Raw genomic sequence first — 16998 nt, 5'->3', positions numbered from 1 at the left:
GGGAGGACGGCGGATTCGGCGCTTTCTAGACCCAAGATCGCCGCCGTTCAAACCCATGCGGCAAAAGGGATTTTCTTGAGAATGGTTCGCAGGAATTACAACACCCAGAACGCCGGTACTCGACACCTGGGGCAAGCAAATTCCTGCGGCGACGACGCCCCTGCTGCGACTGGATCGGATCGGCCCGATCGTGAATAGTGCCCGGGCGTCGATGCCGCGCGAGCCGCGCCAGCGCTTCACGGATCAACTGTTCGAGCCCGCCCCATGAGCGAGACCCCCTCCGACGTCCTGCCGCCCAACAAGGGCTTCCTCGGCTTTGTCGAGCGCACGGGAAACCGGCTGCCCGATCCCGTCTTCCTTTTCCTGTGGCTTATTGTTGGGCTGATCGGGCTCAGCATCGTCGGAGCCGGCCTGGGGTGGCAGGCAGTCAATCCGGTGACCGGCGACACCCTGATCGCCCAGAGCCTGTTGTCTTCAGAGAACCTGGAGAAACTGATCATCGGCATGCCCCGGACCCTGGCGGACTTTCCGCCGCTGGGGATCGTGATCACCATCATCTATGGGGCGGCCGTGGCCGAGCGCACCGGCCTGTTCACGACCGCCATTCGCGGTGCGCTGCTGAATGCGCCCAAACTGATCCTGACACCCGTCGTCGTGATCGTCGGCATGGTCTCGCACCATGCTTCGGACGCCTCCTATGTCGTCGTGATCCCGCTGGCCGCCGTGATCTTCGCCGCTGCCGGCCGTCATCCGCTGGCGGGACTGGCCGCCGGATTCGCCGCCGTCTCCGGGGGCTATGCGGGCAATCTGTTTCCAGGAGCCTCGGACGCCCTGATCCTGGGGATCACCGAGCCCGCCGCCCACCTGATCGATCCATCCTACCAGGTCAGCATCGCGGGCAACTGGTTCTTCATCATCGGGGTCGTGCTGGTCTTCACTCCGATCGTCTGGTTTATCACCGACCGGGTGATCGAGCCGCGCCTCGGTCGATGGCTGCCGCCCGCTGGCGTCGCCCCGCCCGCCCAGGAAGAGCGGGAACCTCTCACCGCGCTACAGAAGCGCGGCCTCCTGTTCGCCGGTCTGGCGCTGCTGGCCATGATCGCCCTGTGGACCCTGATCACCGCCCTGCCCGGCTCGCCCTTCATCGACCCGGAAGCCGAGCCGGCCCAGAAATTCAATTCGCTGTACCGCTCGCTGGCCGCCTTCTTTGCGGTGACCTTCTTCGTCACCGGCGCGGCCTTCGGCGCGGGTGCGGGTACGATCCGCAGCCATCGCGATCTGGTGCGGATGATGGGCGAAGGCATATCGGTGCTGGCCCCCTATATCGTGCTGGCCTTCTTCGCCGCCCATTTCGTGGCCATGTTCAACTGGTCGGGTCTGGGCCCCATCCTGGCCGTCAACGCGGCAGCCGGCCTTCGCGAACTGGCCATGCCGACGCCGCTGCTGCTGATTTCGGTGGTGCTGGTATCCTGCTTCTTCGACCTGTTCATCGGCTCGGCCTCGGCCAAATGGTCGGCGCTGGCCCCGATCGTGGTGCCCATGTTCATGCTGCTGGGCATCAGCCCTGAGATGACCACCGCCGCCTATCGGATGGGCGATTCGGTCACCAACATCGCCACGCCCCTGATGAGCTATTTTCCCCTGATCCTGGCCTTTGCCCAGCGGTGGGATCCTCGTTTCGGCCTGGGGTCCCTGATGGCCACCATGCTGCCCTATGCGGGGTCCTTCCTGGTCGCGGGTCTGATCATGGTCGCGGCTTGGGTGGCGCTGGATCTGCCCCTGGGGCCGGGCGTGGGGGTCCACTACGACGTGCCGGCCCCCGCCGTCGCCGCCCAGCCCCCTGTGGACGGCGGAATCCTGGGCCCCGAAAGCCCGCCTCAACCGGCTGCCGTACCCCCAATCGCGGCCGCACAACGCTGATCGCGATTTTATGACGAGGGGTCGCTTGACAGTGCAAGCACCCCCCGCCTAAACGACGCCCCTCGCCGCGACGCACTGTCTTCGCGGCGAGGAATGCGGGTGTAGCTCAGTTGGTTAGAGTGCCGGCCTGTCACGCCGGAGGTCGCGGGTTCGAGTCCCGTCACTCGCGCCACTTCTCATGAAAATTGAAACGAGAAGTGGCGCGCCACCCCCTGCTGGCGGCGCGCCGGACTTTGTCCGCGCTCAGTGAACCGCCCAGGTCTCCGCCGGCTGGACGAAAGCGCTCTCGCCGCTCACGTCGCCATAGACCATGCACAGATCCTCGAAGACGCGGTTCCAGGCGAAACGCTCGACCGTGTGAACACGCGCCGCCGCACCGATCGCCTCGATATCCCGCGCAAACAGGGCCTCGATGGCGGCGGCGTACTCGGTCGGATCGGCCGAGTTGGCCAGTTGGCCGACGCTGGCGTTCACGGTCTCGGCGACCCCGCCCGCATTGACCCCCACGACTGGCCGGCCACAGGCCATGGCCTCCAGCACGATCAGGCCGAACGGCTCCTTGTCGTTGGCGTGGACGAAGGCGTCGCAACTGGCGATGATCCGTGCAACCGCTCGCGGGTCGCGCTCATAAGGCAGGGCGATGACCCGGTCTTCGGGCGGCATCCCGGTGCCGGCACCGACCAGGACCAGGTGATATGGCGCGCCCAGCTTCTGGACCGCCTCGATCAGGACATCGATGTTCTTTTCCTTGGCCGGTCGGCCCGCGAAACACAGCAAACGGGCATCCGCGCCGAGCCCAAGCCGCTTCAGCAGCCAGTCCCGATCGCGCCGATCAGGGCGAAAGGTGTCGATCTCGACGCCCAGGGGCCGGATCACGATATTGCCGACGCCGGCCTCGATCAGGCGTTCGGCGATGAATTTGCTGGGCGAAATGACCCGGTCGAACTGGCCGAACAACTTGGCCCACCGCCGTTCCACCGGCTTCTTGGCCCACTCGCCAAAATGCAATGCGGCAAGACCCGCCGGATCGGAATGGCAGAAGCCGACCACAGGACACCCGGCGCGCTGGCCGGCCTCCAGGGCCCCCTGGCCCGGCGTGTAGGGATCGCCCGCCTCGATGATCGACGGCTTCAGCGATGCGACCCAGGCCCCCCAGCGCTTGACCGACGTGGGCCAGCGGTAGCCGTCACCGAAGGGCAGCTTGGTCGCATGAAGCTTGACGATGCCGTCATCGCCCGCCGAATGGGAAGCGCCCGGCACGACCAGCGAATGGGCGATGCCCGGACGGTTCGCTTCCAGCCACGATTTCTTGGACAGCAGATAGCGCTTCACGCCTCCGGAGCGCGGTGCATACAGCATGGTGGTGTCGACGAGCCGCGGACGCGGATCGTTGCTGGACGCCTTCAACGCCCGCAAGGTGTCGGCGACCTCGTCGTCGAGCCCGGGAATCAGGCGCAGTTCGCTTTCCTGGACGTCGTGGTCGATCATGCTCACAGGGGAGATCTCCGAAGGTGTCGGCCGGGCAACGCCTGACCGTCGAGTTTGGATGCGTCCGGATGATTTACGCGTGACCATAAGCGCCCCTAGACCCAGCCACGGCCAAGCTCAAGAGGGTGTGTCTTGAGACGATGCAGTCGGCGGCGACCCGGCCCGGCGCTTTGAAACACAGTGTTCAGGCCTTGCAATCGCCTCAAATTCGCGAAACTTGAAGCATGCCGACGCGACCCCTGTTAGAGGGGCCACAGCGTTTGCGCGCGTCGTGTCCACAGGGGTCTTTTTCCGAATGCGTAAACTGCTCGCGACCGCCGCAGCGATCGCTCCGCTGCTGGTCGCTTCCGGGGCCAGCGCGGACGTCGTTATCTCGACCGTGCGCACCACGCCCATCCTGACCTCGAACGCTACCGGCACGGCGGCGGACAACATTCGTTTCAGCACGGGTGGCGGTTTGAACCTGACGTCCGGAACCGGCGTCACGATCGATTCCAACAACACGCTGACGGTCGATTCCGGGACCAATATCAACATCCAGAACTCGGCCGACGGATCGATCGGCGTTCTGGTCAACGGCGGCGTGACCACCGGCGTGAACATTGCCGGCCAGATCCTGGTCAGCGACAGCCTGGGCGACTACCCGGACACCGACACCGACGGTGACGTTGACGGTCCATGGGCGACGGGCACGGGGCGCTACGGCATCCGACTGGCTGGAACCGGCGCCGTCACAGGCAACATCCTGCTGGACACCAGCGGCACGCTGCAGGTCGAGGGCAACAACTCGACCGGTATTGCGGTGGACACCGCCCTGATCGGTAATCTGAACAGCTACGGCACGCTGACCACGTTCGGCGACAACTCGTTCGGCGTCCGGACGACGGCCCCGATCACGGGCTCGGTCACGCTCGACGGCACCATCAGCTCCAACGGCGGCGGGACCAGCGCGGTCGCCATCCAGGGCGATGTCAGCGGCCGTCTGACCCTTCAGGGTGCGATCACGTCCTCGGGCTATCGCTACCGCTCGCTCGGCACGGACGCCTTTGTCGCCAAGCTGGATGCCGAGGACCTGCTCCAGGGCGGATCGACGGTGATCGTTGCCGGCAACGTCGGCGGTGGCGTGGTCTTCGACACCCAACCCACCGAGTCCGACAGCACCTCGAACGACGATGATGTCGATGGCCGCCTCGACAGCACCGAAGGCTCGGCCTCGATCACCAGCTTCGGCTCGGCACCGGCCGTAACGGTCGGTTCGACGACCCAGACGGTGACCCTCGGTGCCGTCGGCACGGGCGAGGCGGCCTATGGCTTCATCAACCGTGGCTCCATCGTCGGCAACGGCGTCTATGCCAACATCGATTCCAACGCGGTACGACTCGGCGTTACCGGCGGCCAGGCTGTGTCGATCGCCGGTGGCGTTCGCAACGACGGGACCCTCGGCACCCTGGCCAATGCGGCCAATGCCACAACCCTGCGCGTCGGGTCGGGCGTCACGACGCCGACCATCCTGAACAATGGCTTCATCACGGCCGCTGCGGCGACCGAACTGGTCAGCAGCGTCAACGCCGTGCGCATCGAGGCCGGTGCCAATGTCGCGACCCTGACCAACAACGGCAACATCCTGGCCACCGCCGGCGGCGGCACCGCCAACCTGACGGCGATCCAGGATCTCAGCGGCACCCTGACGGCGGTGCTAAACACCGGTTCGCTTCAAGCCAACCTGGTCGCCAATGCCGCCGGCGCGCCCCTGACCGGGACGGCGATCGCGCTCGACGCCCGCGCCACTACGACCGGGGTCAACTTCACGCAGACAGGCGTGCTGAGCCCCACGGACAGCACCGCAGACGACACCGACAATGACGGCGTCGACGACGTCGATGAGCCGTTTACCCTGGGTGCCATCCTGCTCGGGTCCGGAGACGACGGCGTCAATATCAAGAACGGCCAGGTCAACAGCGACATCTCGTTCGGTGCCGGCGCGGATCAGCTGAATATCTCGGGCGGGGCCATCGTGCGCGGTGCCATCACCGACAGCGACGGCCGGCTCGCCATCGACATCGGCAACGGGACGCTCGAGGCCCAACAGGCGTCGCGAACGAATGTGACCGGCCTGAATGTCGGCGCAACCGGCACCCTTCTGGTCGGATTGAACGCCAGTACCGGGGCGAACGGTGGCTTCCGCGTCAACGGCGCCGCCAACCTGGCCAATGGCGCCAGCCTGGGCATCCGGTTCACGTCGCTGCTGCAGTCGCCGCAACGATTCACGATCATCGACGCCGACACCCTGACCATCGGCACTCTGAACCAGACGGGCATCCAGACCAACTCGCCGTATCTCTATGTCGTCAGCGCAGGCGCGGATATCGCGGCCGCCGACGTCTATATCGATGCGCGCCGTCGCACTGCCTCCGAGGCCGGATTGATCCCGGTCGAAGCCTCGGCCTTTGACGTCATCTACGGCTCGATCGACGACAACAGCACTCTGCTGAACGCCTTCCTGGGCCAGACGACCCGCGAGGGCTTCATCGATCTGTACGAGCAGATGCTGCCCGATCACTCGGGCGGGCCGCTGCTGTCGCTGGCCTCGGGCGTCGATGCGGTGACGCGGGCGCTGACGGGGCGCAACGCCTCGGCCGGCGTCGGCGAGACCAGCGCCTGGTTGCAGGAAATCAATTTCTACGCCGACAAGGACAAGACCGACACCTACGGCTTCCGCTCCGAGGGCTTCGGCGTCGCGGGCGGGATCGAGCGCGGCACCGGATTCGGTGCCTTGGGCGTGTCCCTGGCCTTCACCTCGTCCGACATCGAGGACCCCGAGTCCGAGGCCGAGGAAGTCCTGTCGGCCAGCCTAGTCGAACTGGGCCTCTACTGGCGAGCCCAGGGCCGCAACTGGACCACCTGGGCGCGGGCGGCGGGTGGTTACGCCACCTTCGATTCGACCCGGTCGCTGGTCGCCGAGAACCTGTATCTGAACAACCAGTCGAGCTGGAACGGCTTCACCCTGGCCTTGGCCGGCGGTGCCTCCTACGAGCGGAACTTCGGGCGCCTGAACATCCGGCCCGAGGTCTATGCCGAGTATTTCGGCCTGAGCGAGGACGCCCACACCGAGACCGGCGGCGGTTCCGGCTTCGATCTTGAGATCGACGAACGGACAGGCCACATCTTCTCGACCGTTGCGGCGGTCAACGTCGGCTACGGCTTCGGCGAGAACGGATGGATCCGGCCGGAGCTGCGCCTCGGCTGGCGTCAGAACGTCTCGGTCGATGCGGGCGAGACGATCGCGCGCTTCACCTCGGGAACGTCGAAATACACCCTGTCGCCGGCCTCGATCGAGGGTGGCGGTCCGCTGGCGGGCATACGTCTGGCGGTCGGCAACGAGCTGGGCATGCTTTCGGTCAGCGCCGACGCCGAGATGATCGAGGACTACGTCCGCTACACCCTGCTGCTGCGGGCCAGCTTCCGGTTCTGACGGTAGGCGGCGACGGGTTCGAACCGCCGACCCTCTCGGTGTAAATGGCCCCGAACGCAGTTTTTCTGCTTTTCAGGGCTTTCTGATAACGCCGCAAGTCATTGAATATGCGGCATTTGATCGTTTCATGGCTTTGCTCGGGTTTGCAGCGAATCTTGCACCAACTGCCCCACTATTGCCCCAGTAGATGATAGGCTGGCGGGGTTGATTTGTTCCTGAGCCGCTGCCTTGGCCGCATCACTCGTCACAACCGACCGTCAGGTCGCCAGTCTGAAGCCAGACGCCAAGCTCTTCGAGCGGCGAGTGTCAGGATCGCGCGGCCTGAGCCTGCGGATCTTTCCGTCCGGGCTGAAACAGTTCGAAGTCCGCTTCGCTGTCAAGGGTGGACCTCGCCGGCGCCAAACCCTTGGCGACTACCCCACCCTGTCTCTCGCTGAGGCGCGGGAACAGGCGACAGCACTCAGGCTTCAGATCCTCAAGGGCGTGGATCCAGTGGCCGAACGGGCGCTCGCCGCCCTTCCCGCCCCGCCCCAGGACACATTGGACGAGGTCGCGGAGGCCTACTGGGCGGCTGCCGAACTGGGACTGCACGGCGGTCGCCGACGCCCTAAACGCCCACGGACGATCGCCAACGAACGCCACCTCTGGAAACGCCACATCTCTGCGACGTTCGGCAAGACGGCTCCGCGCGATCTGAGGCGGGCACAGGCCAAGCCGTTCATGCGCTCGCTGGTCACAGAGCGACGGCTCTCAGCCGCCAGCGCCGCCTCGATCGGGGGACTGCTCCACAGCGTCCTGGCGTTCTGCGTGCAGGAAGAAATGATCGACGCCAATCCGATGGTCGGCCTCGCTCGTCCCCTGGCACTCGTGTCCCGGGACCGGCTGCTGGACGAACCCGGTCTGAGGCTGGTCTGGGACATCGCACGCGACGGCGCGCAGCCTCGGCCGCCTGGCTATCTCAACGTCGGTCTCGCGGCGCGGCCCGAGCCTGTGATGGCCCTGGCCATCCAGCTGCTCATGCTCACCCTGACGCGGCGCAACGAGGTTGCGGGCGCCAAAAAGTCCGAGATCGATCTCGACGCCAAGGTCTGGGTGATCCCCTCGCAGAGGGCGAAGGCCAACCATCAGCACGTGGTCCCCCTGAGCCCGCAGGCCCTGGAGGTGCTCGCCGCAGCCTATGCACTCGATCCCGACAGTCCCTTCGTCTTCCCCTCGCCCCGCGTAGCCGACCAATGCATCGACGAGCAGGCGATCACCCGCACCTTTTCGCGCGTGTTCGAAAGGCGGAAGCTGCCGCTCCGGTCGCCCCACGATGTGCGCCGAACCGGGGCGACGACGCTGACCGGCCGCTATGGTGTGACACGGTTCATCGTCGGTCTGATCCTGGGCCATACGCCCAAGGAAGGGGCCGCAGTCACTGCGGTCTACGATCGATACACCTATGTTCCGGAGAAGCGGGACGCTCTGCAGAAGTGGGCCGACCATCTGACCGGCGTGAAGGCCGAAGCGCCTCCGGCCGAGCCCGACGCGACCACACTCGCCGCCGAGCGCGCCGACGATCTCGAGAAGGCCAAGCGTCGGGCGCTCGACTTCTGCGCCGAGGGTCGGTCTCATCAGGCGGTCATGACGATGTGCATGGCGGCCAGTCGCATCGGTTCCGTCTCGCCGGCCCATATGGATCTGCTGGCGAACGTCGGCCTCGACCTTGCTGGAAAGAACGACTGGTCCGAACTCGAGGCCTGGATCAATGGCTTTGGATAGGTGACGCTCGGGCTCATCAGGCTGTCGGGTTCGTCAGTTCAGTGAATGCGACCACGGTCTGCCTGCTTTCGTAGCGAGTGAGCTGCCAGACCCGCGCGACAACGATCACGGCGCCGCTCAGGGCTTTCAGGGCGTAGGCGGGGTCGGGCCGGCGCGCGATCAGAAACCATTCCGCCATAAGCTCAAACGCCGAGGTCAACCCATGCGTCAGCCCGCACGTGCGATCGAAATGTGTACTGACCCGCCAGGGCCTCGAACGGTTGAACCTTGTTCGGAAAAGCGCTAAATCGTCTTTCTGGAGAGAATCTTTATGTCGAGCACCCGCCTTTACACCGTGTCGGAGGCGGCCGCCGTCAGTGGGCTCCCCCTGAAGGCGGTCAACAACTCGATCGACAAGGGGCTTGTCGAAATCGCACCCTCGCCCAAGACGGGGCGGTCGAAACCTCGCGTGCTCACGGGCGCCGATCTCGTCAGCCTGCGTCTGGAACACGGACTGGCCGGCAAGTTGCCCATCGAACGACGCCTCGATCTGTTTCGCCGCATGGCCGCCAGACCGAAGGCTCGCCACCTGTCGGCGGGTGAGTTTCTGATGGTGGATGTGGCCGCTGCGCGTCGCGACGTCACGGCCAGGATCCGGACCCTGGGCGAAGCCGAGGCCGCTATCGTGGCGGACAAGACCATCATGGGGGGCGAGCCTGTGTTCAAGGGCACACGGATTCCCGTCTATGCAATTGCGGCGATGCTGGAGGCCGGGGCGAGCGAGATCGAACTGCTGGACGGCTATCCCAAGCTCGACAGCCGGCTGCTTCGGCTGGCGCGGATATGGGTTGCGGCTCACCCCCGAAGGGGACGTCCCAAGCGCCTCGAGGCGTCAGGCTTGACGCCCACCTCGGTTCGCCACGTCGTGCGCAAGAGTGTGACGGCCTCGACCCATGGGTCCCGCGCGGACGCATCGCCCGGCCGGTGAATTTCCTTTTCGACGAATGTCTGCACACCTCGCTCGTCGCGGTCGCCCGAGGCCTTGGCCATGACGCGAGCCACGTGAACTGGCTGGGGCTGAGCGGCATGGCCGATTGGGACCTGATGCCCCGCATCGTCGCCGACGACTTCGTCTTCGTCACCAACAACGCCCAGGACTTTCGTCGGCTCTACCGCGACCAGCCGCTTCACGCCGGCCTGGTGATCTTCATTCCCCAGTGCCGACCCGACCAGCAGCGCGAGCTTCTCGAAGCGGCGATCGATGCCTTGGGCCAAGGCCCCGATCCGCTGTTGAACCAGGCCATGGAACTCGATCTCGAAGACGACGCCATCGCAATCCGGCTGTACGCCCTTCCCGGATAGCGACGCCGTTCCCTGCCTTGGCGGCCGGACCTTTCTCGCCAATTCTGACGGTGGGTCGGAGGGTTCCGTGGCAGGCAGGAACACAGCGCCGAGTCGGCCCTCACAAAGCGGCTGGAGGAGGGGCGCAATCGTCGGAATCGTCGAGCTGAGGACGACAATGTTAGCGAGATCTGGTTTGTCTCCCGGGACGGCGCTGGTGGTGAAAGCCCGTAGGGAGTTGCAGAGAACGGAGCATCAAGGACGGCGTCGCAGGCCTTTCGACCGCCCCGACTGCACCGGCGCAGAGCGCAGGCATTGCTCTGCGGCCCCGACAGGGCGCTTACTCTGAGCGGCCAAATGATGTCGTTATGAAGCGCCTCCGCCCGGGTGAACAATGTCTGACCTGGCCTCACAAAGAGTCCGTCTGGCCCAGCGGCCGAACTGCTGTCAGTTCTCACGCTCAAGGACAAATCAACCCACCAGACAGGCGAAAGACTTTGGATTATTCGCCTGTTGTCTCAGTCATGTGCCGTCTGCGCGCGGGCCGACCGGGGTGACCATGGAACCGCCGGCATCGCGCACGTCGTCAGTCGAGCGAACAGAACCCGCAGGGCGCTCGAGCATCCGCCGGACCCGAACCGGCGTTGACGGCTCAAGCAGGCCCCGCACATCCTCGAGAACCTCGCGCCCGGCACTGGTCGCGCGCTGGCTCAAGTGCAGATAGTCGTTCCAGGTCGGGCTATGAAATCGCTCGGTCCAACGGGTCGCGTCGGCGATATCGCGTGCGATGGACCAGCCATAGGCTCCCATACCCTGACGGAAGCGACGGACTTTCTGCATGGCGTCGTAAAAGGCCCGGGCGTTTGCCTCAGGCGTCACATAATCGATCTCAATCACGATTGGGCCGCTACGAAGGGTAAGATCGAGCACAATCTCGGGATCGGCACGATTGAGCGACGTCAGGGCTGGCGCGTGGCTCAGGTCAGGCAGCCGAAAAATAAAGCCAAGCCCAATCGAAGCGGCCATCAGGCTCGCCGCCGTGACCAGCGCCTGCTGGACACCGATAAGATTGACAAGCTGGCCCCACGCGATGGCACCCATCGCCACGCCGCCAGTGATCGTGGCCTGATAGATGGCGAGCGCCCGACCGGCGACCCAGCGCGGCGCAGAAATCTGTACAGAAATGCTGTAGAGTGTCAGCACGGTGGTCCAGGCTAGGCCCGCGACCAGCATCCCCAGAATGCCCAGCGCTTCGTTTCGGCTCAAACCGACCAACAGCAGGGCCCCCGCCATAGCCGCGGCCGACAGGCGGCTGGCCGTCTCCGTCGAACACCGCTTCCTGATCCAGGGCAGGACCACAGCCCCAGCCACGGCACCAAGTCCGAATGCCCCAAGCAGAACGCCATAGACAGTTGCCCCACCGCCGAGCAGGTCTTTGGCGATCAGAGGCGTCAGGGCCGGGGCTACGCCGCCGATCAGTCCAAACGCGGCGGTTCTCAAGATGAACAGCCGGTGCGAGGGCGAGTACCGGATGAAGCGGAGCCCCGACACGATGGCGCGCCAGAAAGTCTCAGGTGCCAACCGAGCCGGTTCAGGCTTCCGCTTCCAAAGGAAAAGCACGATCAGTAGCGGCACATAGGCCACCGCATTGGCCACAAAGGCACCAATCGCGCCAAATGCCGCGACGATCACCCCGCCGATGGCTGGACCGAAGCTTCGTGCCACGTTGTAGCTGATCCCGGTTAGGGCAATGGCGGGCGCTAGAGCCTCTACCGGCACCTGTTCGGCGACCGACGACTGCCAGGCCGGACTGAACAGCGCCATGCTGGTACCGACGATGAAGCAGAAGCCCAATAGGATCCACGGCGTAAGCAGTCCTGCAAATGACAGGCATGACAAAGTCATCGCTCCCACGAAGGCCAGCAACAGCGCCAGAATACAAACGAGCCGGCGGTCAAACATGTCCGAGATCGCTCCAGCAGGGAGAGCGAACAACATCATCGGCAGCATGAGCGCCGTCTGAACCATCGCGACCATTGAGGCGTCTGAAGTCAGCTTGCTCATCGTCCATGCTGCGCCAACGCCCTGGATCAGGATGCCGAAGTTGGTCAGAAGACTGGCCAGCCAGATGCGGCGGAACACAGGGGTAGCGAAAGGCGCGAGAAGATTTGTCGAACCGGCCATGCATTGTGCCCCAATTTAATCAACGTCGTCTCGCGACTTATCGCGCAGTTTCGACTTGCTGTTGCGAGAACTTGATTCAGTGGGTGCTGATCTTCTCCGGGAAAAGGGGAAGGGGTCAGGCCGCTCTGCGATCGGCCGTGGCGGGGCCGATGGAGGCGTTCGGTTTTGAGGGGTCGGCGGTTCTCGCAGGCCGGCGCGTCGCATAAGCCGCTCCACACGGATCTCCTCAGCCACAGCGCTTCAGACTCCCGGGCCGCGCCGCTGGAGCAAATCCTGTGGGAAGTTCACATTCGCGCCGTCATAGTCGCGCAGCCCCATCTGCGAGGCACCAAGCCGATCCAGAACATGTCGGATAGGCGGATGAAGCCCGTCAGTGATCGCCTCACCCACCACCCTGAGGCCCGCCGCAACAGGCCAGATCGACACCAGCGGTTCCAGGCCTGTGCTGGATATCGCGACGATCGCCGTCTCGTCATCTGCGAGTGCATCCACTAGCGCCTCATAGTGGCACCCCTCAATGCTGACGGCGTCGCAGGGTGCCAGCGCAAGTCGATGCGCGCCGCGGGCCGAGGCCCATTCAAGGCCCCGCCGGATGCCGGCCAAGGGGCCTTCGACGTCGCCTGGAGCGTCTCTGAGACTATCGACGCCCAACTTACTCGCATGGCGTTCTGCCCCTGAACCCGCCCGGGCGGACACAGCCAGGGCAACGCAGACGGAACCAAGCGCGCGTAGGGGGACATCCATGAGGACACCATCACCAAAGGGAGCCACCGCTTTTTCCGCGCCGAAGCGCCGCGACCGGCCGCCGCAGAGCACAAGGCCCACGATCACGGAAGACGCACCCGTTCCGGGTGGCAGAAGATTTCGAACCCGTCGGACCGGGCCACGGCTACGAGCGTCATTCCCACAGCTTGCGCCGTACGCAGCGCCAAGGCCGTCGGAGCGGACACGGCGCACAAGATCGCGACCCCCATGACTGCAGCCTTCTGAACCATCTCGACGGAAACGCGACTGGTCAACAAAACCACCCCGTCCGTTGTCATGTCGCGCGCACAAGCTCCGACGAGTTTGTCCAGAGCGTTGTGTCGCCCCACGTCCTCACGCACGGCGACCAGGCCGCCCTCTGCCCTCCAGAACCCTGCCGCGTGAACCGCCCGGGTTTCTCGGCCCAGACTCTGAGCCTGGGCAAGGCTGTCCATGGCGTCGAGCAGCGCATCGGCATCTACGGCCATGTCGGATCCGGCAAGGCGATGAATCGGCCGGACGGCTTCGGCCAGGCTCTCGATGCCACAGAGACCACAGCCCGTCGGACCTGCCAGTCTTCGACGCCGCCTCGAGAGCTTTTGGCTGTGGCCCTCCACGAGCCAGACCCGGACCTCGACGCCGAGGTCGTTTGGGACAACCTCGATCGAACGAATGTCGTCAATATGATCGACCACGCCCTCACTCAGGCTGAAGCCGATCGCGAAATCCTCCAGATTGGCCGGGGTCGCCATCATAACCGCTGTGGTCGAGGCGTCATGGACGATCGCGATCGCGGTCTCCTCCGGCAGGGATCGCAAGCCCGGCGTGCCAACGCCATGGCGCTTCCACGATACCCTCGGGGTCGGTTTCGACGCCTGTTCAGTCTCATAGACCGGTATCGACGGTGGACGGGTCAACTCCGGGCCGAACCGATCGATCGGAGGACTCTGATTTGTCGATCCACCCGTTTCACCCTGCATCAGCCGGCACCTCTCCGTCGGCAGCGGGTCCGAAGGCGGTCGCCTGGGTCTGGGAAATCGGCATACGTCCCCCGGCGAGTTTCACCACGGCGGCCCGGGCCGCGGTCGACAGGTCGGCCCCGCCCTTAGCCTCGTGAGCGACGATCATGGCGACCATCCGCGGGTCCCAGAAATGCCAGAGGTGATCCCAGACTGCATCGGTCGCATTGCCGGGCTGCTGGTGCTCGAACTCGGCGGCGATCTGGTTGGCGCTGCGGATCAGCTTGTCGAGCGTGCTGCTCATTCGGCAGCTGCCACCGGCTGGATGCGGCGCGACCGGTGCGAGAGCACGGTGTAGCTCGCCTGCCAGTCCGACGGGCCGTTGGACTTGCCCACCTGGACCGCGGTGACCTTGTATTCGGGGCAGTTGGTAGCCCAATCGGAATTGTCGGTCGTGACCACATTGGCCTGGGTCCCGGGGTGGTGGAAGGTCGTGTAGACGACGCCCGGTGCGACCCGATCGGTGAGTTCGGCCCGCACCGAGGTCTCGCCCGCACGACTGGCGACCCGGACCCAGTCGCCATCAACGATTCCGCGCTGTTCGGCGTCATGGGGATGGATTTCGAGTCGGTCCTCAGTGTGCCAGCGGCTGTTCTCGGTCCGGCGGGTCTGGGCCCCGACATTGTACTGGCTGAGAATGCGGCCCGTCGTCAGCAACAGAGGGAATCGTGGCCCCGTGCGTTCCTCCGTCGGTACATACTCTGTGCGAACGAACTTGCCGCGCCCGCGCACGAAGCCGTCCATATGCATGATCGGCGTGCCCTCGGGCGCGGCCGCGTTGCAGGGCCACTGCACCGAGCCCAGGGTCTCCAGACGGTCGTAGGAAACGCCGGCGAAGGACGGCGTCAGGGCCGCAATCTCGTCCATGATCTGCGACGGATGATCATAGGCCATGTCGTAACCCAGTGCCTGGGCCAGACCTTGCGTCACCTCCCAGTCGGCCAGTCCGTTCCGTGGCGTCATGACCTTGCGGACCCGCTGGATACGGCGTTCGGCATTGGTGAAGGTGCCGTCCTTTTCCAGGAAGGTCGAGCCGGGCAGGAAGACATGGGCGTAGTTGGCGGTCTCGTTCAGGAACAGATCCTGGACCACCACGCATTCCATCGCTGCCAGCCCCGCCGAGACATGGCGGGTATCCGGGTCGGACTGCAGGATGTCCTCGCCCTGGATATAGAGTCCCTTGAACGTGCCATCGACGGCAGCGTCGAGCATGTTCGGGATACGCAGGCCAGGCGCGTGATCCAGCTCGGTGCCCCACAGGTCCTTGAACATCGCCCGCGCCGCGTCGTCCGAGACATGGCGATAACCCGAAAGCTCGTGCGGGAAACTGCCCATATCGCAGGCCCCCTGAACGTTGTTCTGGCCACGTAACGGATTCACCCCAACACCGTCGCGACCGATGTTGCCGGTGACCATGGCCAGGTTGGCGATCGCCATGACCGTGGTCGAGCCCTGGCTATGTTCGGTGACGCCCAGACCGTAGTAGATCGCACCGTTGCCACCCGTGGCGAACAGCCGGGCCGCCGCACGGACCTCGGCCGCCGCGACACCCGTCAGGGGCTCGGTGGACTCGGGCGCATGGCGCGGATCGGACACGAACTCGGCCCAGTCGGCGTATTCGGACAGGTCGCAGCGTTCGCGGATAAAGGCCTCGTCGCTGAGCCCTTCCGTGACGATGACATGGGCCATGGCGGTCAGCACCGCGACATTGGTGCCGGGTCGCAGCGGCAGGTGATGATCTGCCTCCACATGCGGCGACCGGACGATATCGGTCCGGCGCGGATCGATCACGATCAGCCGCGCGCCCACGCGAAGCCTGCGCTTGAGCCGCGAGGCGAACACCGGATGGCCGTCGGTCGGATTGGCCCCGATGACGACGACCACATCGGAGGCCATCACACTGTCGAAATCCTGCGTCCCTGCAGAGGTGCCAAACGTCGTTTTCAGGCCATAGCCGGTCGGCGAATGACAGACCCGTGCGCAGGTATCGACGTTGTTGTTGCCGAAGCCTGCCCGGACCAGCTTCTGGACTAGGAAGGTCTCTTCGTTGGTGCAGCGCGACGAGGTGATGCCGCCGACCGACGACTTGCCATAGGTCTCCTGGATCCGCCGGAATTCCGACGCCGTGTGGGTGAAGGCCTCGGCCCAGCTGACTTCGCGCCACGGCTCGTCGATCGAGGCGCGGATCATCGGATTCAGGATGCGCTCCTGATGGTTGGCATAGCCCCAGGCGAACCGGCCCTTGACGCAGGAATGGCCACGGTTGGCCTTGCCCTCCTTCCACGGGACCATCCGCACCAGTTCCTCGCCGCGCATCTCGGCGCGGAAGGTGCAGCCGACGCCGCAATAGGCACAGGTGGTGACCACCGAGGTGTCGGGCGTGCCGACCTCGACCACCTTCTTCTCGATGAGGGTGGCGGTCGGACAGGCCTGGACGCAGGCACCGCAGGACACGCATTCGCTGCCGAAAAAGTCCTCGCCCTGGCTGGCCGCGACCTTGCTGCCGAACCCCAGGCCCTGGATCGTCAGCGCGAAGGTGCCCTGGACCTCGTCGCAGGCGCGGACGCATCGTGAGCAAACGATGCATTTGGACGGGTCGAAGTCGAAATAGGGGTTTGACGTGTCCTTGGCCTGGCCCAGGTGGTTGGCGGGCGTCGGAGCGTACCGGACCTCGCGCAGGCCCACGGCCCCTGCCTGATCCTGCAGCTCGCAGTCGCCGTTGGCGGCGCAGGTCAGACAGTCCAGCGGGTGGTCGGAGATATAGAGTTCCATCACCCCGCGTCGCAACGTCTTGAGCTTCTCGGTCTGTGTGCGGACCACCATTCCGGAGGCGGCGGGGGTGGTGCAGGAGGCCGGATAGCCCGCCCGACCCTCGACCTCGACGAGACACAGGCGACACGACCCGAACGCTTCCAGACTGTCGGTGGCGCAGAGTTTCGGGATCGTTGCGCCCATCAAGGCCGCCGCCCGCATCAGGGACGTACCTTCGGGTACGCTGACGGTCTGTCCGTCGATCACGATGTCCACCAGGGGCGCAGACTGCGGGGCGGGCTTGGTCCCGAGGTCGATCTCGCGCGCATAGGCCATCGG

The 16998-nt window shown here is 65.2% G+C and carries 12 protein-coding genes and 1 tRNA gene; 6 read left to right on the top strand and 7 right to left on the bottom strand.

Going from position 1 to position 16998, the window contains the following annotated elements:
- Window positions 1-264 precede the first annotated feature (264 nt).
- Entirely contained in the window at window positions 265-1920 is a 1656-nt protein-coding gene (locus tag O5K39_RS11180) for an AbgT family transporter (protein ID WP_271143707.1), read from the top strand.
- Window positions 1921-2015: 95 nt separating this feature from the next.
- A tRNA-Asp gene (locus tag O5K39_RS11175) sits at window positions 2016-2092 on the top strand.
- 71 nt (window positions 2093-2163) lie between these two features.
- Here the strand turns inward: O5K39_RS11175 and O5K39_RS11170 are convergent.
- Window positions 2164-3414, bottom strand: coding sequence for a glycosyltransferase (locus O5K39_RS11170; RefSeq protein WP_271143706.1), 1251 nt, complete (start codon window positions 3412-3414; stop codon window positions 2164-2166).
- A 289-nt stretch (window positions 3415-3703) separates the two neighbouring features.
- Here O5K39_RS11170 and O5K39_RS11165 point away from each other — a divergent pair, with 289 nt between their 5' ends.
- Together O5K39_RS11165 and O5K39_RS11160 are read left to right on the top strand one after the other, a co-directional pair.
- Window positions 3704-6880: an autotransporter domain-containing protein gene (locus tag O5K39_RS11165; protein ID WP_271143705.1), complete on the top strand. Its 3177-nt coding sequence runs from the start codon at window positions 3704-3706 to the stop codon at window positions 6878-6880.
- A 228-nt stretch (window positions 6881-7108) separates the two neighbouring features.
- Window positions 7109-8641 (top strand): site-specific integrase, encoded by a 1533-nt coding sequence (locus O5K39_RS11160; protein ID WP_271143704.1) that lies wholly within the window; start codon window positions 7109-7111, stop codon window positions 8639-8641.
- A 16-nt stretch (window positions 8642-8657) separates the two neighbouring features.
- Here the strand turns inward: O5K39_RS11160 and O5K39_RS11155 are convergent, their stop codons facing one another.
- Window positions 8658-8840, bottom strand: a complete 183-nt coding sequence (locus O5K39_RS11155; protein WP_271143703.1) for a hypothetical protein — start codon at window positions 8838-8840, stop codon at window positions 8658-8660.
- Window positions 8841-8951: 111 nt separating this feature from the next.
- Here O5K39_RS11155 and O5K39_RS11150 point away from each other — a divergent pair, with 111 nt between their 5' ends.
- Both O5K39_RS11150 and O5K39_RS11145 read left to right on the top strand, forming a co-directional pair.
- Window positions 8952-9608, top strand: a complete 657-nt coding sequence (locus O5K39_RS11150; RefSeq protein WP_271143702.1) for a DUF433 domain-containing protein — start codon at window positions 8952-8954, stop codon at window positions 9606-9608.
- On the top strand, window positions 9605-9982 hold the full coding sequence (locus tag O5K39_RS11145) for a DUF5615 family PIN-like protein (RefSeq protein ID WP_271143701.1): 378 nt from the start codon (window positions 9605-9607) through the stop codon (window positions 9980-9982). The genes O5K39_RS11150 and O5K39_RS11145 overlap by 4 nt, the downstream gene beginning before the upstream one ends.
- 501 nt (window positions 9983-10483) lie before the next feature.
- Here O5K39_RS11145 and O5K39_RS11140 read toward each other — a convergent pair.
- From O5K39_RS11140 to fdhF, 5 genes are all read right to left on the bottom strand, one after another.
- On the bottom strand, window positions 10484-12145 hold the full coding sequence (locus O5K39_RS11140) for an MFS transporter (RefSeq protein WP_271143700.1): 1662 nt from the start codon (window positions 12143-12145) through the stop codon (window positions 10484-10486).
- A 240-nt stretch (window positions 12146-12385) separates the two neighbouring features.
- Entirely contained in the window at window positions 12386-12961 is a 576-nt protein-coding gene (locus O5K39_RS11135) for an NTP transferase domain-containing protein (RefSeq protein ID WP_271147141.1), read from the bottom strand.
- 11 nt (window positions 12962-12972) lie between these two features.
- Complete coding sequence (gene fdhD, locus O5K39_RS11130; RefSeq protein WP_271143699.1) at window positions 12973-13806, bottom strand: formate dehydrogenase accessory sulfurtransferase FdhD; 834 nt, start codon at window positions 13804-13806, stop codon at window positions 12973-12975.
- A gap of 52 nt (window positions 13807-13858) precedes the next feature.
- On the bottom strand, window positions 13859-14152 hold the full coding sequence (locus O5K39_RS11125) for a formate dehydrogenase subunit delta (protein ID WP_271143698.1): 294 nt from the start codon (window positions 14150-14152) through the stop codon (window positions 13859-13861).
- Complete coding sequence (gene fdhF / locus O5K39_RS11120; RefSeq protein WP_271143697.1) at window positions 14149-16995, bottom strand: formate dehydrogenase subunit alpha; 2847 nt, start codon at window positions 16993-16995, stop codon at window positions 14149-14151. Before fdhF ends, O5K39_RS11125 begins: the two co-directional genes overlap by 4 nt.
- Window positions 16996-16998: the final 3 nt, after the last annotated feature.

This window comes from Brevundimonas sp. NIBR10 (assembly GCF_027912515.1).
Classification (GTDB): Bacteria; Pseudomonadota; Alphaproteobacteria; order Caulobacterales; family Caulobacteraceae; genus Brevundimonas.
Note: the sequence above shows the minus strand (reverse complement) of the source record. Positions and strands in the feature narration are given on the sequence as shown.